Consider the following 24,478-nt stretch of genomic DNA (forward strand, 5'->3'; position numbering starts at 1 on the left):
AACGACACCTTATCAGAGTCTGAACTCTTCACCCAAATAAACCCGTTTAACTTGCTCATCTGCAAGGACTTCGCTCGGCGTACCGTGTGCAATCAGGTTGCCCTGACTGACGATATAAGCGCGTTCACACACCGCCAGCGTTTCACGCACGTTATGGTCAGTAATCAGCACGCCAAGGCCACTGTCACGCAGGTGTTCAATGATCTTTTTAATGTCGATAACGGAAATGGGGTCAACCCCGGCAAACGGCTCATCCAGCAGGATAAATTTCGGATTAGCCGCCAGCGCACGCGCGATCTCAACACGACGGCGTTCACCGCCCGACAGCGATTGCCCCATATTGTCGCGCAGATGCGCAATATGAAACTCTTCCATTAGCTCGTTAGCCCGGTCCTGTCGCTGCTCTTCGGTTAAGTCGTCGCGGATTTGCAGCACCGCCATCAGGTTGTCGTACACGCTCAGGCGACGGAAGATAGAGGCTTCCTGCGGCAGATAGCCGATGCCGCGACGTGCACGCGCATGGAGCGGCAGAATACTGATGTCTTCGTCATCGATGATGATGCGTCCCGCATCACGCGGAACAATGCCTACCACCATGTAAAAGGTGGTGGTTTTACCGGCGCCGTTGGGGCCCAGCAGACCGACGATTTCACCGGATTTTACCTGCAGACTCACGTCTTCAACCACGCGACGGCCTTTATATGCCTTCGCCAGGTTTTCTGCGATTAATGTGGCCATAGTGATCAGTTACTCTTTTTTTCGCTGTTGGTTGACGCGGGCTTATCCTGCAACTGCGAAGGCACCAGCACGGTCGTCACGCGATTGCTCTGGCCCTGGCTGTAAGCCTGCATTTTTTGTTCTTTGACCAGATAGGTGATGCGGTCGCCTTTGATGTTGCTGTCCAGCTGTTGAATATACGCATTGCCGGTCAGCTCAACAAAGTCATTGGCCAGCTCATAATGCAGCTTGGACGCGTGCCCCTGAACCGGTTTGCCATTGTCCTGCATCTGGTAAAAGGTCGCAGGGTTACCGTAAGCATCAACAATAGTTTTCTTACTGTCGCCGCCCGGACGCGTCACCACGACTTTATCAGCGGTAATTTTGATCGAGCCCTGAGTGACAATGACGTTACCGGTGAAGGTCGCCACGTTGCCTTGCAGATCCAGAGCCTGGTTTGCAGAGTCGATATTAACGGGTTTGTCCGAGTCACCGGTCAGCGCCAGAGCAGGCACGCTGGTTGCAAGCAGCAGGCTGGCCAGTAAAAACTTAATGCTGTTTTTGTTCATTTTGAATTTCATAAGAAGTTTTGACCTTTTCGATTAACTCGGCGTTCTTTGTCCGTAAATTACCGCGCATTCTCATACCGGTAGAGTTAAAACTGCGACCATATAACGTCACCTGATCGTCAGACGCGACGTCCTGAGTGACAAGATTGACCTGAGCATTGTCTGTTTTAATGCGCTCAAGCTCAGAATCGGGAGCCAGAGCATTCAACTCGACATGGCCATAAAGATACAGCATACGGTCTTTGGTAAGCTTTGCTTTATCTGCGCGTATCGTCCAGGTAGGCATTTTATTTTCGTCATAGGTGGTCATGACGGGATTATCGAACCAGCTTATTCCGCTGTCTTCAAAATAGGTCACTTTGTCCGATATCAGTTTATAAGCCAGGCCGCCCTGCGGGTTATAGACCACAGAGTGCGAATTGGCACTGGTGTAGGTTGGCGTTTGATTATTATTCGCTACCGGCGCGCTGCTGTCGCTATCCCGGTTAGTGAAATTCCAGCCAATAAGCACCAGCGCAATCAAGGCCAGACCTAACGTTATCCAACGCCTGCTTTTACTCATACTGATTGCCCTTTGGCATCCTCGAATTTATTTTGCGCCATTAAGATGAGGTCGCACAGTTCCCGAACCGCACCGCGCCCACCGGCTATCCGCGTGACGTAACGCGCGCGCGCCAGCAGTAGCGGATGTGCATCCGCGACTGCCACGCTCAACCCAACTTTTGCCATCACTGGCCAGTCAATCAGATCGTCGCCAATATAGGCCACCTGATCGTCAGAGAGCGACAGTGTATCCAGAAGTTCGCCGTAGGCCAAAAGCTTATCGGATTGCCCCTGATAAAGGTGGCGAATGCCGAGCGTTTTGCAGCGATCTTCCAGCAGTTTGGCCGTGCGGCCGGTAATAATAGCCACTTCGACGTCCGAGGTCAGCAGGCAACGCACGCCATAACCGTCGCGCACGTTAAAGGTTTTAAGCTCTTCGCCGCTGTTCCCCATGTAAATCAGGCCATCCGACATGACGCCATCGACGTCGCAAATCAGCAGGCGAATTTTACTGGCGCGCGCCATGACATCGCTACTGACCGGGCCGTAACACGTTTCTAAAGTGGCATTTTCCGACTGCATTGTTTCTTCCTGTTTATACGACGCCAGCGCGCAGCATGTCATGCATATGTACCACACCCAGCAAACGGTCGTCATCGGCCACCAGCAGGGAGGTAATGTTTTTGGTTTGCATCAAATTCAGTGCATCCACCGCCAGCACATTGGGCCGTACGCGGATCCCGCCACGGGTCATCACTTCAGCGATGGTGGCGTTTTGAAAATCAATGCCCATATCGAAGATGCGGCGCAGGTCACCATCGGTAAAGATGCCTTCTATCTTCATCAGATCATCCACAATCACCGTCAGGCCGAGATTCTTACGGGTGATTTCCAGCAGGGCATCCCGCAGTGATGCATCGCGTGTGACGTGAGGTAATTCATCCCCGCTGTGCATAATATCGCTAACGTGTAGCAGCAGCTTACGGCCCAGTGCACCACCCGGATGGGACAGCGCAAAATCCTCTGGCGTGAAGCCACGCGCCTCCAGCAGGGAAACGGCCAGAGCATCGCCCATGACTAAGGTTGCCGTCGTGCTGGTGGTCGGTGCCAGGCCCAGCGGGCAGGCTTCCTGTGGCACTTTGACACACAGGTGAATATCCGCAGCACGGGCCATCGCGCTTTCAGGGCGGCTTGTCATACAGATTAACTTTATTTTCTGGCGTTTCATCACCGGAATCAACGCCAGAATCTCACTGGATTCACCACTGTTAGAAATCGCGATGACGATGTCCTCTTTACCGACCATGCCAAGGTCGCCGTGGCTGGCTTCAGCGGGATGCACAAAGAACGCCGGCGTGCCGGTGCTGGCAAAGGTTGCCGCCATTTTTTTACCGATATGGCCCGATTTGCCCATGCCCATGACCACGACTTTTCCCCGACAGGCATAAATCAGTCTGCAGGCGTCCGTGAATGCCTCGTTGATATATTGATCAAGTTGTTCAAGGCCTTCGCGCTCGATGCGCAATACCGTTTTACCGGCTTTCTGGAAATCAAAATCTACCGTTGGTTGCTGATATGACATGGTGAATCTGTCCTTTTTAGCCGTCTATAAACGCAGGCTGTAGCCACAGCAGCGTTACCCAGACGAAGAAACCACAGAGTAAAAGCGTGCCTGCCGTACGGCCAACCCGGCGGCGACGCAGCAAACAAAGCATGGCGAACAGCACGCTTACACCAAGCATTATCCAGTAATCGCGTGCAAAAGCGTGATAGTCTACGCTGCCGGGATGAATCAGTGCCGGCAGACCCAAAACGATGGCCAGATTATAAATGTTGGCGCCAATCAGGTTGCCGATAGCAATATCATCTTCACCTTTCAGCGCGCCTGCGATAACCGTTGCCAGCTCCGGCAAACTGGTACCTACGGCGATAAGCGTCAGCCCCATCACCAGCTCGCTGACGCCAAAGTAATCGGCAAATACGGTCGCGTTATCGATCACCATGTGCGTCGACATGGGCAGAATAATCAGCGCCACGGCCAGCCAGAGAAAAGCGACGGTATTTCCGCTCTCTTCACGCGGCAGTTCAGCTAATTGTTCACGCGTTAACGTATCGTTATTATCCTTTTCTGCTTTCCGCGCGATGCGGATCGTCACTATCAGATAAATCGCGGCAATAGCAATCAGTGCAATACCGTCCAGACGACTAAGATAGTTATCGAATAACATGATGCCGCTCAGTAATGAGACCAACACCATCAGCGGCAGTTCACGACGTATTAAATTGGAATGGATGCTCAGGGGATGCAACAACGCTGCACCGCCGAGAATCAAAAGAATATTGGTGATGTTCGAGCCAAGCGCGGTGCCCACCGCCAGATCCATCTGTCCCAACTGCGCAGCAGAGAAGGAGAGAATGATCTCCGGGAGCGAGGTGCCGATACTGACGACGGTCATGCCGATGATCAACGGCGGGATGCCAAAGGATCGACAAAGTATTGCAGCACTAAACACCAGACGATCGGCACCATAAGCCAGTAAAAGCAGACCGATAATCAGCAGTGCGGTAGCGACGAACATGAAAAATCCTTGCTTAAAACCCCTGTTGGCTTGCCTTCAGGTTCTTTGTGACAAAACAGGCGCTGATTTTGACCGTCTGATCGACAAAAGTAAATTTTATGACCGTTTTCGCCAAATCTTTGCATTAAGTTTCTGTAAAGCTATCGTGCGTTTAACCTTAACAGGCTACCATCGTACCCTATTGTTTACGCCCGATCCGTAATAGAGGTGATAATGATCCAACAAAAAACGAACCTGGTTGAGGTTCGTGGCGTGAGTTTTTCACGTGGCGATCGCAAAATTTTCGACGATATTTCGCTGACGGTACCAAAAGGTAAAGTGACGGCGATTATGGGACCGTCGGGGATCGGGAAAACGACGTTGCTACGCTTAATTGGCGGGCAACTGCAGCCTGACAGCGGTGAGATCTGGTTTCGGGATGAGAACATTCCGGCATTGTCGCGCACAAAGTTGTACGAAGCGCGCAAAAAGATGAGCATGCTGTTTCAGTCAGGTGCGCTGTTTACCGACCTGACAGTGTACGAAAATGTGGCCTGGCCGCTACGCGAACATACCCGGTTACCCGCACCGATCCTACACAGCACCGTGCTGATGAAGCTCGAAGCGGTGGGGCTGCGTGGCGCAGCACAGCTAAAACCGGCGGAGTTGTCTGGCGGAATGGCGCGACGTGTCGCGCTGGCACGCGCGATTGCGCTTGAGCCAGAGCTGATCATGTTTGATGAGCCGTTTGTCGGGCAGGACCCTATTACCATGGGCGTGCTGGTTAAGCTGATTGATGAACTGAATCATGCACTGGGCCTCACCTGTATCGTGGTATCGCATGATGTGCCTGAAGTATTAAGTATTGCCGATTACGCTTACATCGTGGCGGGACAAAAAATTATTGCACAGGGTACGACGCCAGACTTGCGTGCTGACAACGATCCCCGCGTGCGTCAGTTTATCGATGGCATCGCGGATGGACCCGTCCCGTTTCGTTTTCCGGCGGGTGACTATTTGGCCGACTTAACCGGTTCAGGGAGAATCTAAGCTGATGTTGTTAAAAGCACTGGCGTCGTTGGGACGCCGGGGAATAGGAACCTGTGCCAGCTTTGGGCGCGCCGGTTTAATGCTTTTTCATGCGCTGGTGGGTAAGCCTGCGTTCCGCAAACATTTTCCGCTGCTGATCAAACAGCTTTACAGCATCGGCGTACTGTCTCTGGTGATCATTGTGGTCTCCGGCCTGTTTATTGGCATGGTGCTGGGGTTGCAGGGCTATCTGGTGTTAACCACCTATGGCGCAGAAACCAGTCTGGGCATGTTGGTGGCGCTGTCGCTGCTACGTGAACTGGGGCCGGTTGTGACGGCGCTGCTGTTTGCGGGACGGGCAGGATCGGCATTAACGGCAGAGATTGGACTGATGAAAGCGACCGAACAGCTTTCCAGTATGGAAATGATGGCGGTCGATCCGCTGCGCCGTGTCGTCTCGCCACGCTTTTGGGCGGGCTTTATCAGTATGCCGCTGCTGGCGTTAATTTTTACTGCCGTAGGGATTACCGGCGGTGCGCTGGTTGGCGTGAGCTGGAAAGGCATTGATCCCGGCTTCTTCTGGTCGGCCATGCAAAACGCCGTCGATTTTCGTAGCGACGTGGTCAACTGCATTATTAAAAGCGCTGTGTTTGCCGTTACTGTCACCTGGATTGCGTTGTTTAATGGTTATGATGCGATCCCGACCTCTGAAGGTATTAGCCGCGCCACGACGCGCACCGTGGTGCATGCATCACTGGCGGTGCTCGGTTTAGATTTTGTGCTGACAGCACTGATGTTTGGGAATTGATGCGATGCAAAGCAAAAAAAGCGAAATTTGGGTTGGCGTGTTTATGATCATGGCACTGATTGCCGTGCTGTTTCTCTGCCTGCGCGTGGCAGATCTCAAATCTCTGGGGACGGAACCAACCTGGAAACTGTATGCCACCTTCGATAATATCGGCGGCCTGAAAGCCAGTTCGCCGGTGAAAATCGGTGGTGTGGTGATTGGCCGTGTAACGGATATTGATCTTGAACCTAAAACGTTACTGCCGCGCGTTACGATGGCGATCAGTGACAAATACGCCAACCAGATCCCGGATACCAGCTCGCTGGCGATCCGTACTCAGGGTTTACTGGGCGAGCAATTCCTGTCGTTAAATATCGGTTTTGACGATCCCGAACTGGGGTCGTCAATGTTGAACGATGGCGGCACGATACGTGATACCAAGTCGGCGATGGTGCTGGAGGATTTGATTGGCCAGTTCCTGTATAAAAGCGGCGACAACAAAGGCAACAAGCAAACCAGTGACAGTAAGGATGCGCAGGGCGGCGACGTGGCCGCACCGGCAGCAGCAGCTCAACCTTAAATAGAGGGATAACATGATGTTTAAACGTTTTCTGATGATTGCCATGCTGGTGGTCGCGCCACTGGCTGCGACTGCGGCCGATCAAAGTAATCCTTATAAACTGATGAATGAAGCGGCAAACAAGACGTTTACCCGCCTGAAGAATGAGCAGCCGAAAATCAAGCAGGACCCTAACTATCTGCGTGAGATCGTCCGTCAGGAGCTGCTGCCTTATGTGCAAATCAAGTATGCCGGCGCGTTAGTGCTGGGCCGTTTCTACCGCGATGCCACACCGGCGCAGCGTGAAGCCTACTTTAAGGCGTTTGGTGACTATCTGGCGCAGGCTTATGGCCAGGCGCTGGCGCTTTATCACGGCCAGACTTATCAGATTGAACCTGAGAAGCCGATTGGCAATACGAATATCCTCGCTATCCGCGTAACCATTATCGATCCTCAGGGCCGTCCGCCTGTGCGTCTGGATTTCCAGTGGCGTAAAAACAGCCAGACCGGCAACTGGCAGGCTTTTGATATGATCGCGGAAGGCGTGAGCATGATCACCACCAAACAGAATGAGTGGGGCGATCTGTTACGTACGAAAGGCATTGATGCGCTGACTGCCCAGTTGGAATCTTCAGCGAAACAGCCGATCACCCTGGATCAAAACAAATAATGCAGGCATCACTGCACTGGTCCCGCGAGGCAAATACGCTGCGGCTGGAAGGCGAGCTGGACCATGACACGCTGCTGAGCCTGTGGGAGCAGCGTGAAACGCTGGTTAAGGCGGTCGAATTGATCGATGTCTCCGCCCTGGAAAGGGTGGATTCATCGGGGCTTGCGTTGCTGGTGCACCTGCGGGAGATTGCCTCGCAGCAGGGAGGCACGCTGCGCTTTGTTGGCATTGGCGACAAACTGCAGTCATTGATCACCCTTTACAACCTGCAACAAATTATTGTTTCTGCGGATTAAAGCGCCTGAATTCGCCTTTCGCGCAAAAGCCCCGGTCCTGTACAGGGGCTTTTGCGTATTTAAGAATCAGGCACTTTCCTCTACTATGTCAGCCTTATTATTATTAAGTGAAGTTAAGAGCGATGGAAAACAGTGAGATTCAGGCCGTGCTGATGGCAGCGCTGCCCTTAGAAGAAGTTCATGTCATCAGCAATGATGGCAGCCATTTTCAGGTGATCGCCGTGGGCGAGTTGTTTGGTGAGTTAAGCCGCGTTAAGAAGCAGCAGGCTGTGTATGCGCCGCTGATGGAATTTATTGCGGACAACCGCATTCACGCGGTCTCCATCAAAACTTACACGCCTGCTGAGTGGGCACGTGACCGTAAACTTAACGGTTTTTGATTCCCTCCGGGGCCGCTCGATCTGAGCGTGACCGTTTACTAGCCAGTTAATTGAGAACCGTGTTAATGGATAAATTTCGTGTGCAAGGCCCCACCCGCTTAAGTGGTGAAGTGACCATTTCCGGCGCGAAGAACGCCGCTCTGCCCATTCTGTTTGCTGCTTTACTGGCTGAAGAGCCGGTCGAGATCACGAATGTGCCAAAGCTGCGTGACATCGACACGACCATGAAGCTGTTGACACAGCTGGGTGCCAAAGTTGAGCGCAACGGTTCTGTACACGTCGATGCCAGCGGCGTAGACGTTTTTTGCGCGCCTTATGAACTGGTAAGAACCATGCGCGCTTCAATCTGGGCGCTGGGTCCGCTGGTGGCGCGTTTTGGTCAGGGCGAAGTGTCACTGCCTGGCGGCTGCGCCATCGGCGCGCGTCCGGTTGACCTGCACATTACGGGCCTGGAGCAGTTAGGTGCAGAGATTAAGCTGGAAGAAGGTTATGTCAAAGCCTCAGTCAATGGCCGCCTGAAAGGCGCGCTGATCGTGATGGATAAAGTCAGCGTGGGCGCGACCGTTACCATTATGAGCGCAGCGACGCTGGCGACCGGCACCACCGTGATTGAGAATGCGGCACGTGAACCTGAAATTGTGGATACGGCTAACTTCCTGAACACGCTGGGCGCAAAAATCAGTGGCGCAGGTACCGATAAAATTACCATCGAGGGCGTTGAGCGCCTGGGTGGCGGCGTTTATCGCGTGCTACCAGACCGCATTGAAACCGGCACCTTCCTGGTCGCGGCAGCGATTTCCGGTGGCAAGGTTCTGTGTCGTAACGCCCAGCCCGATACGCTGGATGCGGTGCTCGCTAAGCTGCGCGATGCCGGTGCAGACATTGAAACCGGTGAAGACTGGATCAGCCTGGATATGCACGGCAAACGCCCTAAAGCGGTCAACGTGCGTACGGCTCCCCATCCGGGTTTCCCGACCGATATGCAGGCGCAGTTTACGTTGCTGAATCTGGTGGCCGAAGGGACGGGACTTATCACCGAAACCATTTTCGAAAACCGCTTTATGCACATTCCTGAGCTGATTCGTATGGGCGGGCACGCAGAAATTGAGAGCAATACCGCAATCTGTCATGGTGTGGAAACCTTATCAGGGGCACAAGTCATGGCTACGGATCTTCGCGCCTCAGCCAGCCTGGTGCTGGCAGGTTGTATTGCGGAAGGCACTACGCTGGTCGATCGCATTTACCACATTGACCGCGGCTATGAGCACATTGAAGATAAGCTGAAAGCGATGGGCGCGAATATCGAGCGCATCAGCGGCGAATAAGAATAAGTTCGCTGCTTCACGCGGATAAAACCAGCCTTGAAACACGGCTGGTTTTTTTTCATCCTCAGATCGCGTTACGTTAGTTATTGGCTTCGTTATCTGTCGATCGCACACGTTTTTTGCGATCCAGCAAACAATGGGTTTCAGGATCGTAATAACGGCTTGGCCATATCTCGGACGGATGGACATTGATCGCATCGGCAATCAGCCATTCGCCTTTAGGCCAGGGGCGCGAAAGCGCGTTGGCCAGGGTTGATGAGCTTAGTCCTGACTGACGTGAAAGCGCCGCAAGTGTGGTACCGCGTTTACGAAGCGCGGCAATAATATCGGCAGGATGCCAGTCCTCAGTCCTGTTCTGCATAACCTTTTTCTCCTTGTCCTTGTCAGTAAGTCACACGCGAGTGGTGATAACTTATTTAAATACTATCTGGAAATTTATGGGTTTTTATATCAGAGAATTTCCATAAGATTCCAGTAATATTTAGGCAAGCAGACAGAACTGAGCGGCCTGACGCAAAAGGCGCGTAACGCATGCAAGGGCGGAGAAAGGGGGAGAGCAACGGAGCCAGGGCGGCTCCGTCAGGGATCAGAAATCGCGTTGTACCGACATGTGCGCCAGTGACTCCAGGGCCGAGCGCCACGGCGTTTCTGGCAGAATCTGCAAGGCTTCAATGGCTTTATCGGCCTCCTGTTCAGCACGCTTACGCGTCCATTCCAGTGAGCCACACTGATTCATGGCTTCCAGAACCGGTGCCAGTAAATGGCGGCCATTACCCTGTTCAATAGCATCACGGATCATTTTCGACTGCTCAGGCGATCCATTGTTCATCGCATGAAGCAGGGGCAGGGTGGGTTTACCTTCGCTGAGATCGTCGCCGGTATTTTTCCCCAGGGTTTCCCCGTCCGCGCTGTAATCCAGTAAATCATCAATTAACTGGAAAGCCGTTCCCAGATAGCGCCCATAATCCTGCAGCGCTTTTTCCTGCGCCGGCGTTGCCTCCGCTAAAATTGCCGATGCCTGAGAGGCCGCTTCAAATAAGCGCGCGGTTTTACTGTAGATCACCCGCATATAGCTCTCTTCCGTGATGTCAGGATCGTTGACGTTCATCAGCTGGAGCACTTCACCTTCAGCGATGACGTTCACCGCTTCAGACATCAGCGCCAGGATGCGCAGCGAACCCATGCTGGTCATCATCTGGAAGGCGCGAGTATAGATAAAATCACCAACCAGCACGCTGGCTGCATTGCCAAATGCAGCGTTCGCGGTGGCCTTGCCACGGCGCATATCGGATTCATCCACGACATCGTCATGCAGAAGCGTGGCGGTGTGGATAAATTCGATCAGCGCCGCATTGGTGACGTGTAGATCGCCCTGATAGCCCATGGCGCGTGCTGACAGCACGGCAATCATGGGACGGATGCGTTTACCGCCACCACTGATGATGTAATAGCCCAGCTGGTTGATGAGCGAGACATCTGAATTCAGCTGGTCGAGTATGGTCTGGTTAACGGCAGCCATGTCCTGTGCGGTTAATTCGTTAATCTGTTCTAAGTTCATTCGTCTTTTCAGCTATGACTCGTTTCTCTGCCATGGTAAGCGGTTTTACCCAGCCAGCGTTCAGTAATCTGTTACTGATTGTACTTGAATTTTCAGGTTGAGAAACGTTTGCATTGAGCCTGTGTTTTTTTTCTGCAAGAGTGTGCAAAGTGCTCTTGTCTTCTGTTGGAGTTTTGCGTAGAATTCGCGCCCTATTGTGAATATTTAGCGCGCCGCCTGATGAACTGAAAGGCAAGCGCAGAAGCGGAGTTTTATATGTACGCGGTTTTCCAAAGTGGTGGTAAACAACACCGAGTAAGCGAAGGTCAGACCGTTCGCCTGGAAAAGCTGGACATCGCAACCGGTGAAACCATCGAGTTTGACCAGGTTCTGATGATTGCAAATGGCGAAGACGTGAAAATCGGCGCGCCACTGGTTTCAGGCGGTGTGATCAAGGCAGAAGTTGTTGCTCATGGTCGTGGCGAGAAAATTAAGATCGTTAAGTTTCGTCGTCGTAAGCACTACCGTAAGCAAGCAGGCCATCGCCAGTGGTTCACTGATGTGAAAATCACTGGTATCACGGCGTAAGAGGAGATCTGACAAATGGCACATAAAAAGGCTGGTGGTTCGACTCGAAATGGTCGTGACTCCAATGCAAAACGTCTGGGTGTAAAACGTTTCGGTGGCGAATCTGTCCTGGCAGGTAGCATCATCGTTCGTCAGCGCGGAACCAAATTCCACGCGGGTAACAATGTAGGCTGTGGTCGTGACCACACTCTGTTTGCTACTACAGACGGCAAAGTAAAATTCGAAGTTAAAGGTCCGAACAACCGTAAATATATCAGCATCGTTGCTGAGTAAGGTTGTCGTGACGCAGACGTTTCACGTCTGAACGCACGAATTGAAGGCCCCGCAACTCTTGCGGGGCTTTTTACATTCTGCGACCCATTGCCCGACAGGCGACATCGCCTGAAAGATTGCTGTACACTTTATGTACACGCTGGCGTAAGCCAGTTTTGATTTATCCGCCGCTGGTCACGCAGAAGACCCTGGCGGACCCGTCTGCAGCGTATTGCAGACGATTGTGTGACGGAGAAAGAAAATGAAGTTTGTTGATGAAGCGACAATTTTGGTCGTCGCAGGTGATGGCGGTAATGGTTGTGTCAGTTTCCGCCGCGAAAAATATATCCCGAGGGGCGGCCCGGACGGTGGTGATGGTGGTGATGGTGGCGACGTATTTTTGGTTGCTGACGAAAACCTCAACACGCTGATCGATTATCGTTTCGAAAAATCTTTCCGCGCTGAGCGTGGGCAGAATGGTCAGAGTCGTGACTGTACCGGTAAGCGTGGTAAAGATATCACCGTTAAAGTACCGGTAGGCACCCGCGTTATCGACCAGGGAACTGGCGAAACACTGGGCGATATGACGCGTCACCAGCAGACGTTGATGGTAGCCAAAGGTGGCTGGCATGGCCTGGGAAATACCCGTTTTAAATCCTCGGTTAACCGCAGTCCGCGTCAAAAAACTATGGGCACGCCCGGTGAGAAACGCGATCTGCAGCTGGAGCTGATGCTGCTGGCTGATGTGGGCATGTTGGGTTTACCTAATGCCGGTAAGTCGACCTTTATTCGTGCCGTTTCTGCTGCCAAGCCAAAAGTGGCGGACTATCCCTTTACCACCCTGGTGCCAAGCCTTGGCGTCGTGCGTATGGATAGCGAGCAGAGCTTTGTTATCGCAGATATCCCCGGCCTGATTGAAGGCGCGGCCGAAGGCGCAGGTTTAGGCATTCGCTTCCTGAAGCACCTCGAACGCTGCCGCGTCCTGCTGCACCTGATCGATATTGCTCCCATTGACGAGAGCGATCCGGTTGAAAACGCCCGTATTATTCTGGGTGAGCTGGAAAAATACAGCGATAAGCTGTTTAACAAACCGCGCTGGCTGGTGTTTAACAAAGTCGATCTGATCGACGACGAAGAAGCCCAGGCGCGCGCAAAAGCCATTGCCGAGGCGCTGGGTTGGGAAGATAAATACTATCTTATCTCTGCCGCCAGCCGTCAGGGCGTCACTGACCTGTGCTGGGATGTGATGAGCTTTATCAACGCCAACCCGAAAGAAGCTGACGTTGAAGAAAAACAGCCGGAGAAAGTGGAGTTCATGTGGGATGATTACCACAAAGAAGCCATTGAAACGGCAACGGTTGAAGAAGACGAAGAGTGGGATGACGACTGGGATGAGGATGACGACGAAGGCGTCGAAATCATCTACCAGCGCTAAACCTCTTATAACTGCCCCCCTTTCCGCCGGAACGGGGGCAGATTTATTTCAGCACTCCGCCAGCACCGCCCGCGTAAATCCTGCGCTACAGCCTAATCGATCCTGTTCGTTATGAATCTCAATCTGCCACGGCGGACTGCGTTTACCCACATGCAAATGGCGCGCAGCCGACCACCTGAAACGGCGCGCTGATGGCTGGTATTCACTTCCCACGCCCGCCACGCGGCTGCTCCTCTGCTGCCAGATAACCTGCCACAGAAGCCCGGGTTGCGGCTAACCTCATCGAGGCTCCGCCATGCAGTTGGTCAAAGGGTTGCCGTGTCCGGCAGCGAAAAAAGCCTGTCTTTACTCACTTATTAACTTAAATAAGATTAATGATTTTTCGGCGCGCGTCTGGCGCGGATTGGCGACTGGACGAGTGCTACTCCGTGAAGGTAAAACAGAGCGAGGGGATAATGCGACCACAACGCCACCTGGAGATGGCAAGACTACCAATAGCTCGAACGGGTCGGGATGCACCGGCATGTACGCGTAAACACCCAGTGTCAATCGACAATAAAAACGCAGCGGATGAATTGTCCGCTGCGTTTTATCAGTATGAATCAGTAATTCTTATTAATATCGCGATAAAGTCGGCTTTCAAAACGCACCAGTGGAATACGGCGCGTGCGCTGATCTTCAGGCGGAACCGCGTATCCCGACAGGAACTGCACGAACGCCACACGCGCCCCGCTGGAAGTGGTGATAAAGCCTGCGAGGTTGTAAACACCTTGTAGCGAACCGGTTTTTGCCGACACTTTGCCATCCAGTCCTGCTTCATGCAGGCCGCCACGGTACTGCAGCGTGCCATCGTGTCCGGCCAGCGGCAGCATCGAGATATAGTCCAGTTTGCTGTCGTTCTGTGCAATATATTGCAGGACCTGCATCATGGTGGCGGGGGAGATCAGATCGTGGCGTGACAGGCCCGAACCATCCACCTGGATGCTGTTACCTAAATCAATATTGGCCTTTTCACGCAGGACGCGACGAACCGCGTCTGATCCCGCACGGAAGGTGCCGGGCACGTTGAAGTAATGGTGGCCGATAGTACGAAAAACCGTGTCGGCAATCATATTATCGGACTTCTTCAACATGGTGTGCAACAGCGTATGCAGCGGTGCCGATTGCGTAGAAGCCAGCACTGTACCCGGCTCGGTCACCTGCGTCTGGCGCAACAGATGGCCGCTGTAATCAATACCAGCAGAACGCAATTCAGCTTTCAGGATCTCGCCTGCCCAGGCTGCGCCATCCTGAACCGCAAAGGCCAAAGGAAGCGGATCGCTGCGCTGACGCATACAGCCGGTTAAGGTGTAGCGGTTCAACTCTCCCGGAACGACGTCCAGCTCGCAGTATTGCCCTTCGCCACTGTTGCGCCCAATCGTGCGTACCTGGCTCAGCATGTGCGCCGGGTAATAGGACGCAATGCGGATAAAGGCATTTTCGCCTGCCTTCTCAGCACTGTAGAGCGAAACCGAGAAGCAGTTTTTATCCACAATGGCTGCGGCAGGCGGTGCACTAAAGCACTGGGTCATGTCGTTCCACGGCCAGCCCGGTGCGGCGTCATGGCTGGCAAACACCGAGGTATCAATGACCAGATTACCTTTGATGTGCGTGATGCCTTGTTTTTTTAACGCCGCGACCATATTACGCAGATCCTGGCGGCCGAGTGTCGGGTCGCCAGCAAACCGGGCAACTAAATCACCATTAAGCGTGCCATCGACCAGCGCGCCTTTGGTTTCAAAGGTCGTTTGAAAACGGTAATCACCGCCCAGTTCCAGTAAAGCCGCCAGGGCGGTAATCACTTTCATGGTACTGGCGGGAAGTGCCATCTGTTTCCCGTGGTAATCAATAATTGGCGTTGATGCGCCCACTTTTTGCACCAGCAAAGCCAGATTGGCACCATCTGGCAGATACTGCATGTATTCATCAACTGGCGCTGCTTGTGCCTGCAGCATAAAAGCACAGGTTAATCCGGTAACAAGTCGTGAAAATCGCATAATCTCGCGGTAACTGACAGGTGAAGGCGACAATACTACGTCCCAGGACGGTGGAAAGTAAACGATGACCCGCAGGGAACTCTGGGTTAAAATACGTATCAAATTGCAAAACCTTTTCTGGCCTGGAACACTTTCCGGGTCAGTATTCTTTTATTTGCAAAACGAGGTCTTGCGCCGCAGAACGCTTTTTTCTGCAGTCACCGGTCAGGATGCACCGTGAAACAGGAATGATGACGAGGAGCTAAAATGAACCAGATTCCGATGACGTTAAGAGGCGCTGAAAGGCTGCGCGAAGAGCTGCATGAGCTGAAAACGGTGAAGCGCCCGCGCATTATTGCCTCCATTGCGGAGGCCCGCGAGCACGGCGATTTGAAAGAGAACGCCGAATACCATGCTGCGCGTGAAGAACAGGGGTTCTGTGAGGGACGCATTCAGGAGATTGAAGCCAAACTCTCCAATGCACAAGTGATTGATGTGACTCAGATGCCGAAAACCGGCCGCGTGATTTTTGGCGCAACGGTTAGCATCCTGAATGTGGACACCGATGAAGAGTTCACTTATCGCATCGTGGGTGATGATGAGGCAGACTTTAAACAAAATCTGATTTCTGTTAACTCGCCGATGGCACGTGGTCTGGTGGGTAAAGAAGCCGATGACGTTGTGATTATCAAAACGCCAGGCGGTGATGTTGAGTACGAAATCCTGAAGGTGGAATACATCTGACAGGGTGCAACTGTCTGAAAAGGGTTGCCGTACAATGTAAAGAAAGGAAAAAGGCCGCGCTGCGGCCTTTTATCCCATGTAAGAGCATGGCACTTTCTTTGCCCACTTAACGTGGCAGAGAAATCTTGCTCTCTTTAGCGGGGCGATACAGCACCAGCATTTTGCCAATAACCTGAACGTTGCTGGCACGGGTCTCACGTACAATGGCTTCAACGATCAACTGCCTGGTTTCACGTTCTTCAGCGGCAATTTTCACCTTGATCAATTCGTGATGTTCCAGCGCTTGTTCAATCTCAGCCAGTACACCTTCGGTCAGGCCATTGCCTCCGAGCATGACAACTGGCTTGAGCGGATGGGCGAGGCCTTTGAGGTGCTGTTTTTGTTTGGTACTTAGATTCATCGTATTATTTACTTACTCGGGGATTGAAAACGGTTCATTCTACCGCCATCTCGGGTATATCGCCAAATCGACGCAGCCTATCGCGTGCAGATTTATCGCTACGATGACGATTTAGTTGGAAATTTTATGACCGGTAAAAAGCGTTCAGCCAGCTCCAGCCGCTGGCTACAGGAACACTTTAGCGATAAATACGTGCTCCAGGCACAGAAAAAAGGGTTGCGTTCGCGCGCCTGGTTTAAACTTGATGAAATACAGCAGGGTGACAAGCTTTTCAAACCCGGTATGACCGTGGTAGATCTGGGTGCTGCACCCGGTGGCTGGTCACAATATGTGGTACAGCAAATGGGGACCAAAGGCCGCGTTATTGCTTGTGATATTCTGCCGATGGACCCTATTGTTGGTGTCGATTTCCTTCAAGGTGATTTTCGTGAAGAATCGGTGATCAAAGCGTTACTTGAACGTGTGGGCGATCAAAAAGTCCAGGTCGTCATGTCTGATATGGCACCGAATATGAGTGGTACACCTGCCGTAGATATTCCCCGGTCGATGTATTTGGTGGAGCTGGCGTTGGAGATGTGTCGTGACATTTTGGCTCCCGGCGGTAGTTTTGTAGTGAAAGTGTTCCAGGGAGATGGCTTTGATGAATACCTGCGGGAAATTCGCTCCCTGTTTACGAAAGTGAAAATACGTAAGCCTGACGCTTCACGTTCACGTTCACGTGAAGTTTATATTGTGGCGACTGGGCTTAAACTGTAACCAACGTAATGGATAACCCGGCATTCCTGCTGCGATTCCATGTGCGAAGGATCTATAGTACCCTACGCTATCTGTTAACACCGTTGTAATATGAGGTTAATCCCTTGAGTGACATGGCGAAAAACCTGATTCTCTGGCTAGTCATCGCGGTCGTGCTGATGTCGGTCTTCCAGAGCTTTGGGCCCAGCGAGTCGAATGGCCGTAGGGTTGATTATTCAACCTTCCTGTCGGAAGTGAACCAGGATCAGGTCCGCGAGGCACGTATTAACGGGCGTGAAATTAACGTTATCAAAAAAGACAGCAATAAATACACCACTTACATTCCTGTCAATGACCCCAAGTTACTCGATAACCTGTTGACCAAGAACGTGAAAGTGGTTGGTGAACCACCGGAAGAACCCAGTCTGCTGGCGTCTATCTTCATCTCATGGTTCCCAATGTTACTGCTGATTGGTGTGTGGATTTTCTTCATGCGTCAAATGCAGGGCGGCGGTGGCAAAGGCGCAATGTCCTTTGGTAAAAGCAAAGCCCGCATGCTGACGGAAGATCAGATTAAAACCACTTTTGCTGACGTTGCAGGCTGTGACGAAGCGAAAGAGGAAGTCAGCGAGCTGGTTGAATACCTGCGTGAGCCGAGCCGTTTCCAGAAGCTGGGTGGTAAAATTCCTAAAGGCGTGCTGATGGTTGGCCCGCCGGGTACCGGTAAAACCTTGCTGGCGAAAGCCATTGCGGGTGAAGCGAAAGTGCCCTTCTTTACCATTTCGGGCTCTGACTTTGTTGAAATGTTCGTCGGTGTGGGTGCATCTCGTGTGCGCGACATGTTTGAACAGGCGAAGAAAGCGGCACCCTGCATTATCTTTATCGATGAAATCGATGCTGTCGGTCGTCAGCGTGGCGCCGGTTTAGGTGGCGGTCACGATGAACGTGAGCAGACCCTGAACCAGATGCTGGTTGAGATGGATGGTTTTGAAGGTAACGAAGGCATCATTGTTATTGCCGCAACCAACCGTCCAGACGTTCTTGACCCTGCGCTGCTGCGTCCGGGTCGCTTTGACCGTCAGGTTGTGGTTGGCTTGCCAGACGTTCGTGGTCGTGAGCAGATTTTGAAAGTGCACATGCGCCGTGTGCCGTTAGCAACTGATATCGACGCGGCAATCATCGCTCGCGGTACGCCGGGCTTCTCAGGTGCCGATCTGGCTAACCTGGTCAACGAAGCGGCGCTGTTCGCTGCGCGTAGCAACAAACGTGTAGTGTCGATGGTTGAGTTTGAAAAAGCCAAAGACAAGATCATGATGGGTGCAGAGCGTCGTTCCATGGTGATGACGGAAGCGCAGAAAGAGTCCACGGCTTATCACGAAGCCGGTCACGCCATTATTGGTCGCCTGGTGCCGGAACACGATCCGGTGCACAAAGTGACGATTATCCCGCGTGGTCGTGCATTAGGTGTGACCTTCTTCCTGCCTGAAGGCGACGCAATTAGCGCCAGCCGTCAGAAACTGGAAAGCCAGATTTCAACGCTGTACGGCGGTCGTCTGGCAGAAGAGATTATCTACGGTGTAGAGCATGTCTCAACGGGCGCATCGAACGACATCAAAGTGGCGACCAATCTGGCACGTAACATGGTGACCCAGTGGGGCTTCTCTGAAAAACTGGGTCCATTGCTGTACGCAGAAGAAGAGGGTGAGGTTTTCCTTGGTCGCTCCGTGGCGAAAGCCAAGCATATGTCCGATGAAACCGCCCGTATTATCGACCAGGAAGTGAAACATCTGATCGATACTAACTATCAGCGTGCGCGTCATATCCTGGGTGAAAATCTGGACATCCTTCATGCGATGAAAGACGCGCTGATGAAGTATGAAACCATTGATGCACCGCAGATCGACGACCTGATGGCACGCCGGGAAGTGCGTCCGCCAGCGGGCTGGGAAGATCCCGGCAGCAGCAATTCTGACAGTAATGGCACGCCAAAGGCACCGCGTCCGGTCGATGAACCGCGTACGCCAAACCCAGGCAACACCATGTCAGAACAGTTAGACAAATAAGACGCCACGTCTTTTAATAAAACCCCGGCTGGTCCGGGGTTTTTTACATCTATACATTGCGCCACAAGGAGTTTTTCACCATGAAATTGTTCGCCCGTGATTCCCATCTCGATTTGTCATTTCCACATGTGATGGGCATTCTGAATGTCACGCCGGACTCTTTTTCCGATGGTGGTAAACATAACGCGCTGGTCGACGCGCTCACGCATACCAATGAAATGGTCAATGCCGGCGCAACCATTATTGACGTCGGTGGCGAATCCACGCGTCCCGGCGCGGATGAGGTCAGTGTTGACGAGGAGCTTGAGCGGGTGATCCCGGTGGTCGAAGCGATCGCTCAACGTTTTGAAGTGTGGATTTCGGTCGACACGTCTAAGGCTGAGGTCATCACGGAAGCCGCCAGAGTGGGCGCTCACATTATCAATGATGTTCGCTCTTTATCCGAGCCGGGGGCGCTGGCCGCCGCTGCCGCGACAGGCTTGCCTGTGTGCCTGATGCACATGAAGGGCGAGCCACGAACCATGCAGCAGGCACCGGCTTATCAGAATATCGTCAACGACGTGGATGCGTTCTTCGTCGAGCAACTGGCCCGCTGCGAGGCGGCCGGAATAAAAAAAGAGAATCTGCTGCTCGACCCGGGCTTCGGATTCGGTAAGAATCTCAGCCACAATTATGAGCTGTTGGCCCGCCTCAGCGATTTCCACCATTTTGGTCGGCCATTGCTGGTTGGTATGTCGCGTAAGTCGATGATTGGTCAACTGCTGAACGTGGGGCCAGGTCAGCGTCTGACCGGCAGCCTGGCCTGTGCAGTTATTGCCGCCATGCAGGGGGCACACATTATTCGCGTTCACGATGTGAAAGAAACGGTCGAAGCGATGCGCGTGGTCGAAGCGACACAAAGAGCTAAAGGATGACAGAGCATGAGTAATCGTAAATATTTTGGTACAGATGGGATTCGCGGCAAAGTGGGTGAGTCACCTATCACCCCTGATTTTGTTCTGAAACTTGGCTGGGCCGCAGGGAAAGTTCTGGCACGCCACGGTTCGAAAAAAATTATTATAGGTAAAGACACGCGTATTTCTGGCTATATGCTGGAATCTGCGCTGGAAGCTGGCCTGGCTGCGGCAGGCTTATCTGCTGCGTTTACCGGCCCGATGCCGACGCCTGCCATTGCCTATCTGACCCGAACGTTCCGTGCCGAAGCCGGTATCGTGATTTCAGCGTCCCATAATCCGTTTGATGATAACGGCATTAAGTTCTTCTCTGCCGAAGGCACCAAGTTGCCTGACGATGTGGAAGAAGCGATTGAGCTGGAAATGGAAAAGCCGCTGACCTGTGTTGAATCAGCCCTGCTGGGCCGCGCCAGTCGTATCGTGGATGCCGCCGGACGTTACATTGAATTTTGTAAAGGCACCTTCCCCAGCGAGCTCAGTCTGAATGGCCTGAAAATTGTGGTGGACTGCGCTAACGGCGCAACCTATCACATCGCACCTAACGTACTGCGTGAACTTGGCGCAACGGTGATTGCGATCGGTGTGCAGCCTGACGGCATGAACATCAATAAAGCGTGTGGCGCAACCGATCTGAAAATGCTGCAACAGCGTGTACTGGCTGAGAAAGCAGACATTGGTCTGGCTTACGATGGTGACGGCGATCGCATTATGATGGTTGACCATCTCGGCGAGAAAGTAGATGGCGATCAGATTCTGTATATCATTGCCCGCGAAGGTCTGCGCCAGGGGCAGTTGCGCGGCGGTGTCGTGGGAACGCTGATGAGCAACATGGGGCTGGAACTGGCCCTGAAGCAGCTGGGCATTCCCTTTGTGCGTGCCAAAGTGGGCGACCGCTATGTGCTCGAAAAACTCCAGGAAAAAGGCTGGCGGCTGGGCGCTGAAAACTCAGGCCACGTGATTCTGCTGGATAAAATCGCCACCGGCGACGGCATTGTGGCAAGTTTGCAAGTGCTCACTGCTATGGTACGTAATCATATGAGCCTGCATGACCTGTGCACCGGAATGAAGATGCTGCCTCAGGTACTGGTCAATGTGCGCTTTGCCGGTGAGCACGATCCCCTGGAAAGCGATGCCGTAAAAGCGGTAGCGCAGGACGTAGAAAAAGCGCTGGCTGGAAAAGGGCGCGTGCTGCTGCGTAAATCCGGTACCGAACCCTTAATCCGCGTGATGGTCGAAGGTGAGGATGCCGCCCAGGTGACGGCACTGGCTAACCAGATTGCCGATGCGGTCAAAGCCGTCTGACGCGCGTGACAGGCAGGCGCAGCAGCCTGTTCCTGCCTGTAAAATCATCGCACTGGCGCTTTTTTCTGCAATCAGCCTGTGACAGCTAAATTGCACTTGCAGAGGTATGCGCCATTGGTTAGTATTCACACCCGCTTCTGATGGGTGATGAACACACTCCCCGTCATATTGGTTGAAGCTTTAACTGTGCGGATTACGCGCAAGGAAACAGGTTGATTATGTACGAAGCTCTGTTAGTTGTTTTCCTTATTGTAGCAATTGGCCTTGTGGGTCTTATTATGCTGCAGCAAGGCAAAGGCGCTGATATGGGAGCATCATTTGGTGCAGGCGCGTCTGGCACGCTGTTTGGTTCAAACGGGTCGGGTAACTTTATGACTCGCATGACTGCAGTTCTGGCTACGCTGTTTTTCGTGATCAGCTTGATTCTGGGTAATCTGAACAGCAATAAGATCTCCAAAGGAAGCGAGTGGGAAAACCTCACTGCGCCAGCTCAGTCTCAACAGCAGACTCAGCCAGCTAAACCGGCTACGCCGGGCAATGATATCCCGCACTAATAGCAGTAAAATAGCGTCAAACTAAAGCGGCAGAACAGCGTCGCAGTCAGTGCAGTACCGAGGTGGTGAAATTGGTAGACACGCTACCTTGAGGTGGTAGTGCTCGAAAGGGCTTACGGGTTCAAGTCCCGTCCTCGGTACCAAATCTTAGTATTACTTGCATTTTATGCATGTTCGGCGTAATATTCGCCACGTTTTCGGACGCGGGGTGGAGCAGCCTGGTAGCTCGTCGGGCTCATAACCCGAAGGTCGTCGGTTCAAATCCGGCCCCCGCAACCACTTTCCCTTAGAGTTCTTTTTCAAATATACTGTGTGCATCGACGGGCGCATAAGCAGCGAATTTTGAAAAAAATTCTTTTGGATGGGCGTCCGGGCCGCAATGCGGCATACAGGGTCCAGTGATAAAAAGCCCCGAATATTCGGGGTTTTTTGTTATTAGCGAATCGTAATACTGGGCTATAGGCCCTTTTTTTATGTCTTGGGGGTGGGCTTGTCCACATTAGAGCAAAAATTGACAGAGTTGGTATCTGCTCCGGTAGAAGCGCTCGGCTACGAACTGGTCGGAATTGAATTCGTTCGTGGTCGCACATCAACCCTGCGCATCTATATTGATAGTGAAGATGGCATCAATGTTGACGATTGCGCGGACGTCAGCCACCAGGTGAGTGCGGTGATGGATGTGGAAGATCCCATCACGGTGCCTTACCACCTTGAAGTGTCCTCACCGGGGCTCGATCGTCCTCTGTTCACTGCAGAACATTATGCACGCTTTACCGGCGATGAGGTGAGCCTGGTGCTGCGTATGGCCGTTCAAAACCGCCGTAAATGGCAGGGAATCATCAAGTCTGTTGAGGGTGAGATGATAACGGTAAACGTTGAGGGTAACGACGAGGTGTTCGCGCTGAGTAATATTCAGAAAGCGAACCTGGTCCCCCACTTTTAAAAGTCCGGATTGAGGCCAACCAGGATGAACAAAGAGATCTTAGCTGTTGTAGAAGCCGTTTCTAACGAAAAAGCCCTGCCGCGTGAGAAAATCTTCGAAGCGCTGGAGAGCGCGCTGGCGACTGCGACCAAGAAAAAGTACGAGCAGGAAATTGACGTACGCGTCAGCATCGACCGTAAAAGCGGCGACTTCGATACCTTCCGCCGTTGGGAGATCGTCGATCAGGTTACGCAGCCAACGCGCGAGATCACGCTGGATGCGGCTCGCTACGAAGACGAGTCTCTCAATCTGGGCGAATACGTAGAAGACCAGATTGAATCCGTTACGTTTGACCGTATCACGACCCAGACGGCGAAGCAGGTTATCGTACAAAAAGTACGTGAAGCCGAGCGTGCAATGGTGGTGGATCAGTTCCGCGAGCAGGAAGGCGAAATCATCACCGGTGTGGTGAAGAAAGTGAACCGTGACAACATCTCGCTGGATCTGGGCAACAATGCTGAAGCCGTGATCCTGCGTGAAGACATGCTGCCACGCGAAAACTTTCGCCCAGGCGACCGTATTCGCGGTGTACTGTATGCAGTACGTCCTGAAGCCCGTGGCGCGCAGCTGTTTGTGACGCGTTCTAAACCTGAAATGCTGATCGAACTGTTCCGCATTGAGGTGCCAGAAATTGGCGAAGAAGTGCTTGAAATTAAAGCCGCGGCCCGCGATCCGGGTTCACGTGCAAAAATTGCAGTAAAAACCAACGATAAACGTATCGATCCGGTCGGTGCCTGCGTCGGCATGCGCGGTGCGCGTGTTCAGGCTGTGTCCAGTGAACTGGGCGGCGAGCGTATCGATATCGTGCTGTGGGACGATAACCCAGCACAGTTTGTTATTAACGCCATGGCCCCGGCTGATGTGGCGTCAATCGTGGTTGATGAAGATAACCACACGATGGATATCGCTGTTGAGGCTGGCAATCTGGCCCAGGCGATCGGCCGTAATGGCCAAAACGTGCGTCTGGCTTCACAGCTGAGTGGCTGGGAGCTGAACGTGATGACCGTCGATGATCTGCAGGCTAAGCATCAGGCTGAAGCCCATGCAGCAATCGATATGTTCACGAAGCATCTCGACATCGACGAAGAGTTCGCCACCATTCTGGTGGAAGAGGGCTTCTCAACGTTGGAAGAAATGGCCTATGTGCCTATCAACGAGCTGTTGGAAATTGACGGCCTCGACGAAGAGACCATTGAAGCCCTACGTGAACGAGCAAAAAATGCGTTAACCACCCTGGCACTGGCAAAAGAAGAGAGCCTTGGTAATCAGGAACCCGCTGAAGACCTCTTGAATCTTGAGGGTCTGGATCGTGCACTGGCTTTCCGCCTGGCATCCAAAGGCGTTTGCACGCTGGAAGATCTCGCAGAGCAAGGTGTTGACGATCTGACGGATATTGAAGGGCTGACTGATGAGCAAGCTGGCGCGCTGATTATGGCCGCACGCAATATCTGCTGGTTCGGCGATGACGCGTAATAACAGGAAGGA

29 protein-coding genes and 2 tRNA genes are annotated in these 24,478 nt (G+C 52.8%); 20 read left to right on the top strand and 11 right to left on the bottom strand.

The genetic code is table 11. From position 1 onward, the window contains the following. Window positions 1-12: 12 nt before the first annotated feature. Genes lptB through CMR03_RS10205 form a run of 6 tightly spaced genes read right to left on the bottom strand, consistent with a single transcriptional unit; the run spans window position 13 to window position 4,408 of the window. A complete protein-coding gene (gene lptB, locus CMR03_RS10180) occupies window positions 13-738 on the bottom strand; it encodes an LPS export ABC transporter ATP-binding protein (RefSeq protein WP_063878136.1) in 726 nt (241 codons plus the stop codon). A gap of 5 nt (window positions 739-743) precedes the next feature. Next, window positions 744-1,298 carry a lipopolysaccharide ABC transporter substrate-binding protein LptA gene (gene lptA / locus CMR03_RS10185; protein WP_063878137.1) on the bottom strand — a complete coding sequence of 185 codons (555 nt, stop codon included), beginning with the start codon at window positions 1,296-1,298 and terminating at the stop codon, window positions 744-746. Further along, window positions 1,267-1,848, bottom strand: coding sequence for an LPS export ABC transporter periplasmic protein LptC (gene lptC / locus CMR03_RS10190; RefSeq protein ID WP_063878138.1), 582 nt, complete (start codon window positions 1,846-1,848; stop codon window positions 1,267-1,269). The genes lptA and lptC overlap by 32 nt, the downstream gene beginning before the upstream one ends. Beyond that, a complete protein-coding gene (kdsC, locus tag CMR03_RS10195) occupies window positions 1,845-2,411 on the bottom strand; it encodes a 3-deoxy-manno-octulosonate-8-phosphatase KdsC (RefSeq protein WP_063878139.1) in 567 nt (188 codons plus the stop codon). The genes lptC and kdsC overlap by 4 nt, the downstream gene beginning before the upstream one ends. Before the next feature lie 13 nt (window positions 2,412-2,424). Continuing rightward, window positions 2,425-3,411, bottom strand: coding sequence for an arabinose-5-phosphate isomerase KdsD (gene kdsD / locus CMR03_RS10200; protein WP_096011460.1), 987 nt, complete (start codon window positions 3,409-3,411; stop codon window positions 2,425-2,427). A 16-nt stretch (window positions 3,412-3,427) separates the two neighbouring features. Beyond that, the gene (locus CMR03_RS10205; protein WP_063878141.1) at window positions 3,428-4,408 is read right to left on the bottom strand and encodes a calcium/sodium antiporter; all 981 of its coding nucleotides are present in this window, start codon (window positions 4,406-4,408) and stop codon (window positions 3,428-3,430) included. Window positions 4,409-4,621: 213 nt separating this feature from the next. Here CMR03_RS10205 and mlaF point away from each other — a divergent pair, with 213 nt between their 5' ends. The 7 genes from mlaF (at window position 4,622) to murA (ending at window position 9,433) form a co-directional block, all read left to right on the top strand. Next, window positions 4,622-5,437, top strand: coding sequence for a phospholipid ABC transporter ATP-binding protein MlaF (gene mlaF / locus CMR03_RS10215; protein ID WP_096011461.1), 816 nt, complete (start codon window positions 4,622-4,624; stop codon window positions 5,435-5,437). A gap of 4 nt (window positions 5,438-5,441) precedes the next feature. Then, a complete protein-coding gene (mlaE, locus tag CMR03_RS10220) occupies window positions 5,442-6,224 on the top strand; it encodes a lipid asymmetry maintenance ABC transporter permease subunit MlaE (protein ID WP_013024331.1) in 783 nt (260 codons plus the stop codon). Between the two features lie 4 nt (window positions 6,225-6,228). After that, window positions 6,229-6,783, top strand: coding sequence for an outer membrane lipid asymmetry maintenance protein MlaD (gene mlaD / locus CMR03_RS10225; RefSeq protein WP_063881084.1), 555 nt, complete (start codon window positions 6,229-6,231; stop codon window positions 6,781-6,783). 16 nt (window positions 6,784-6,799) lie between these two features. Then, entirely contained in the window at window positions 6,800-7,432 is a 633-nt protein-coding gene (gene mlaC, locus CMR03_RS10230; RefSeq protein ID WP_063878144.1) for a phospholipid-binding protein MlaC, read from the top strand. Continuing rightward, window positions 7,432-7,728: a lipid asymmetry maintenance protein MlaB gene (gene mlaB, locus CMR03_RS10235; RefSeq protein ID WP_063878145.1), complete on the top strand. Its 297-nt coding sequence runs from the start codon at window positions 7,432-7,434 to the stop codon at window positions 7,726-7,728. The genes mlaC and mlaB overlap by 1 nt, the downstream gene beginning before the upstream one ends. Before the next feature lie 122 nt (window positions 7,729-7,850). Then, window positions 7,851-8,108, top strand: coding sequence for a BolA family iron metabolism protein IbaG (gene ibaG / locus CMR03_RS10240; RefSeq protein WP_063878146.1), 258 nt, complete (start codon window positions 7,851-7,853; stop codon window positions 8,106-8,108). 65 nt (window positions 8,109-8,173) lie between these two features. Next, on the top strand, window positions 8,174-9,433 hold the full coding sequence (gene murA, locus CMR03_RS10245) for a UDP-N-acetylglucosamine 1-carboxyvinyltransferase (protein WP_063878147.1): 1,260 nt from the start codon (window positions 8,174-8,176) through the stop codon (window positions 9,431-9,433). 79 nt (window positions 9,434-9,512) lie between these two features. On the opposite strand, the gene CMR03_RS10250 is transcribed toward murA, so the two are convergent. Next, window positions 9,513-9,794 carry a helix-turn-helix domain-containing protein gene (locus CMR03_RS10250; RefSeq protein WP_063878148.1) on the bottom strand — a complete coding sequence of 94 codons (282 nt, stop codon included), beginning with the start codon at window positions 9,792-9,794 and terminating at the stop codon, window positions 9,513-9,515. A gap of 225 nt (window positions 9,795-10,019) precedes the next feature. After that, window positions 10,020-10,991: an octaprenyl diphosphate synthase gene (gene ispB, locus CMR03_RS10255; protein WP_063878149.1), complete on the bottom strand. Its 972-nt coding sequence runs from the start codon at window positions 10,989-10,991 to the stop codon at window positions 10,020-10,022. A 255-nt stretch (window positions 10,992-11,246) separates the two neighbouring features. Here ispB and rplU point away from each other — a divergent pair, with 255 nt between their 5' ends. The 3 genes from rplU to cgtA all read left to right on the top strand — a co-directional run bounded on the left by rplU (window position 11,247) and on the right by cgtA (window position 13,245). Then, window positions 11,247-11,558 carry a 50S ribosomal protein L21 gene (gene rplU / locus CMR03_RS10260; RefSeq protein ID WP_013024339.1) on the top strand — a complete coding sequence of 104 codons (312 nt, stop codon included), beginning with the start codon at window positions 11,247-11,249 and terminating at the stop codon, window positions 11,556-11,558. A gap of 15 nt (window positions 11,559-11,573) precedes the next feature. Next, window positions 11,574-11,831, top strand: a complete 258-nt coding sequence (rpmA, locus tag CMR03_RS10265; protein WP_063878150.1) for a 50S ribosomal protein L27 — start codon at window positions 11,574-11,576, stop codon at window positions 11,829-11,831. Between the two features lie 241 nt (window positions 11,832-12,072). Then, window positions 12,073-13,245: an Obg family GTPase CgtA gene (gene cgtA / locus CMR03_RS10270; RefSeq protein WP_063878151.1), complete on the top strand. Its 1,173-nt coding sequence runs from the start codon at window positions 12,073-12,075 to the stop codon at window positions 13,243-13,245. Between the two features lie 48 nt (window positions 13,246-13,293). Here cgtA and CMR03_RS25220 read toward each other — a convergent pair whose 3' ends face one another. Continuing rightward, window positions 13,294-13,467 (bottom strand): hotdog family protein, encoded by a 174-nt coding sequence (locus CMR03_RS25220; RefSeq protein WP_158086998.1) that lies wholly within the window; start codon window positions 13,465-13,467, stop codon window positions 13,294-13,296. A gap of 380 nt (window positions 13,468-13,847) precedes the next feature. Beyond that, complete coding sequence (gene dacB, locus CMR03_RS10275; protein ID WP_096011536.1) at window positions 13,848-15,281, bottom strand: serine-type D-Ala-D-Ala carboxypeptidase; 1,434 nt, start codon at window positions 15,279-15,281, stop codon at window positions 13,848-13,850. 246 nt (window positions 15,282-15,527) lie between these two features. On the opposite strand from dacB, the gene greA reads away from it, so the two are divergent. Then, on the top strand, window positions 15,528-16,004 hold the full coding sequence (greA, locus tag CMR03_RS10280; RefSeq protein WP_096011462.1) for a transcription elongation factor GreA: 477 nt from the start codon (window positions 15,528-15,530) through the stop codon (window positions 16,002-16,004). A 106-nt stretch (window positions 16,005-16,110) separates the two neighbouring features. On the opposite strand, the gene yhbY is transcribed toward greA, so the two are convergent. Then, on the bottom strand, window positions 16,111-16,404 hold the full coding sequence (gene yhbY / locus CMR03_RS10285; RefSeq protein WP_063878153.1) for a ribosome assembly RNA-binding protein YhbY: 294 nt from the start codon (window positions 16,402-16,404) through the stop codon (window positions 16,111-16,113). Between the two features lie 126 nt (window positions 16,405-16,530). Between yhbY and rlmE the strand changes: the two genes are divergently transcribed. From rlmE to nusA, 9 genes are all read left to right on the top strand, one after another. Continuing rightward, window positions 16,531-17,160 (top strand): 23S rRNA (uridine(2552)-2'-O)-methyltransferase RlmE, encoded by a 630-nt coding sequence (gene rlmE, locus CMR03_RS10290; protein ID WP_096011537.1) that lies wholly within the window; start codon window positions 16,531-16,533, stop codon window positions 17,158-17,160. Between the two features lie 113 nt (window positions 17,161-17,273). Beyond that, a complete protein-coding gene (gene ftsH, locus CMR03_RS10295; RefSeq protein WP_063878154.1) occupies window positions 17,274-19,202 on the top strand; it encodes an ATP-dependent zinc metalloprotease FtsH in 1,929 nt (642 codons plus the stop codon). An 80-nt stretch (window positions 19,203-19,282) separates the two neighbouring features. After that, window positions 19,283-20,116: a dihydropteroate synthase gene (gene folP / locus CMR03_RS10300; protein WP_063878155.1), complete on the top strand. Its 834-nt coding sequence runs from the start codon at window positions 19,283-19,285 to the stop codon at window positions 20,114-20,116. Window positions 20,117-20,122: 6 nt separating this feature from the next. Then, the gene (gene glmM / locus CMR03_RS10305; protein ID WP_063878156.1) at window positions 20,123-21,457 is read left to right on the top strand and encodes a phosphoglucosamine mutase; all 1,335 of its coding nucleotides are present in this window, start codon (window positions 20,123-20,125) and stop codon (window positions 21,455-21,457) included. A 218-nt stretch (window positions 21,458-21,675) separates the two neighbouring features. After that, the gene (secG, locus tag CMR03_RS10310; protein WP_063878157.1) at window positions 21,676-22,011 is read left to right on the top strand and encodes a preprotein translocase subunit SecG; all 336 of its coding nucleotides are present in this window, start codon (window positions 21,676-21,678) and stop codon (window positions 22,009-22,011) included. A 56-nt stretch (window positions 22,012-22,067) separates the two neighbouring features. Beyond that, window positions 22,068-22,154 (top strand) — tRNA-Leu (locus CMR03_RS10315). A gap of 59 nt (window positions 22,155-22,213) precedes the next feature. Next, a tRNA-Met gene (locus CMR03_RS10320) sits at window positions 22,214-22,290 on the top strand. Between the two features lie 211 nt (window positions 22,291-22,501). After that, window positions 22,502-22,954, top strand: coding sequence for a ribosome maturation factor RimP (rimP, locus tag CMR03_RS10325; protein WP_006121761.1), 453 nt, complete (start codon window positions 22,502-22,504; stop codon window positions 22,952-22,954). 24 nt (window positions 22,955-22,978) lie between these two features. After that, the gene (nusA, locus tag CMR03_RS10330) at window positions 22,979-24,466 is read left to right on the top strand and encodes a transcription termination factor NusA (RefSeq protein ID WP_063878158.1); all 1,488 of its coding nucleotides are present in this window, start codon (window positions 22,979-22,981) and stop codon (window positions 24,464-24,466) included. Window positions 24,467-24,478: the final 12 nt, after the last annotated feature.

It is taken from the genome of Pantoea allii, assembly GCF_002307475.1.
GTDB classification, from domain to species: Bacteria; Pseudomonadota; Gammaproteobacteria; order Enterobacterales; family Enterobacteriaceae; genus Pantoea; species Pantoea allii.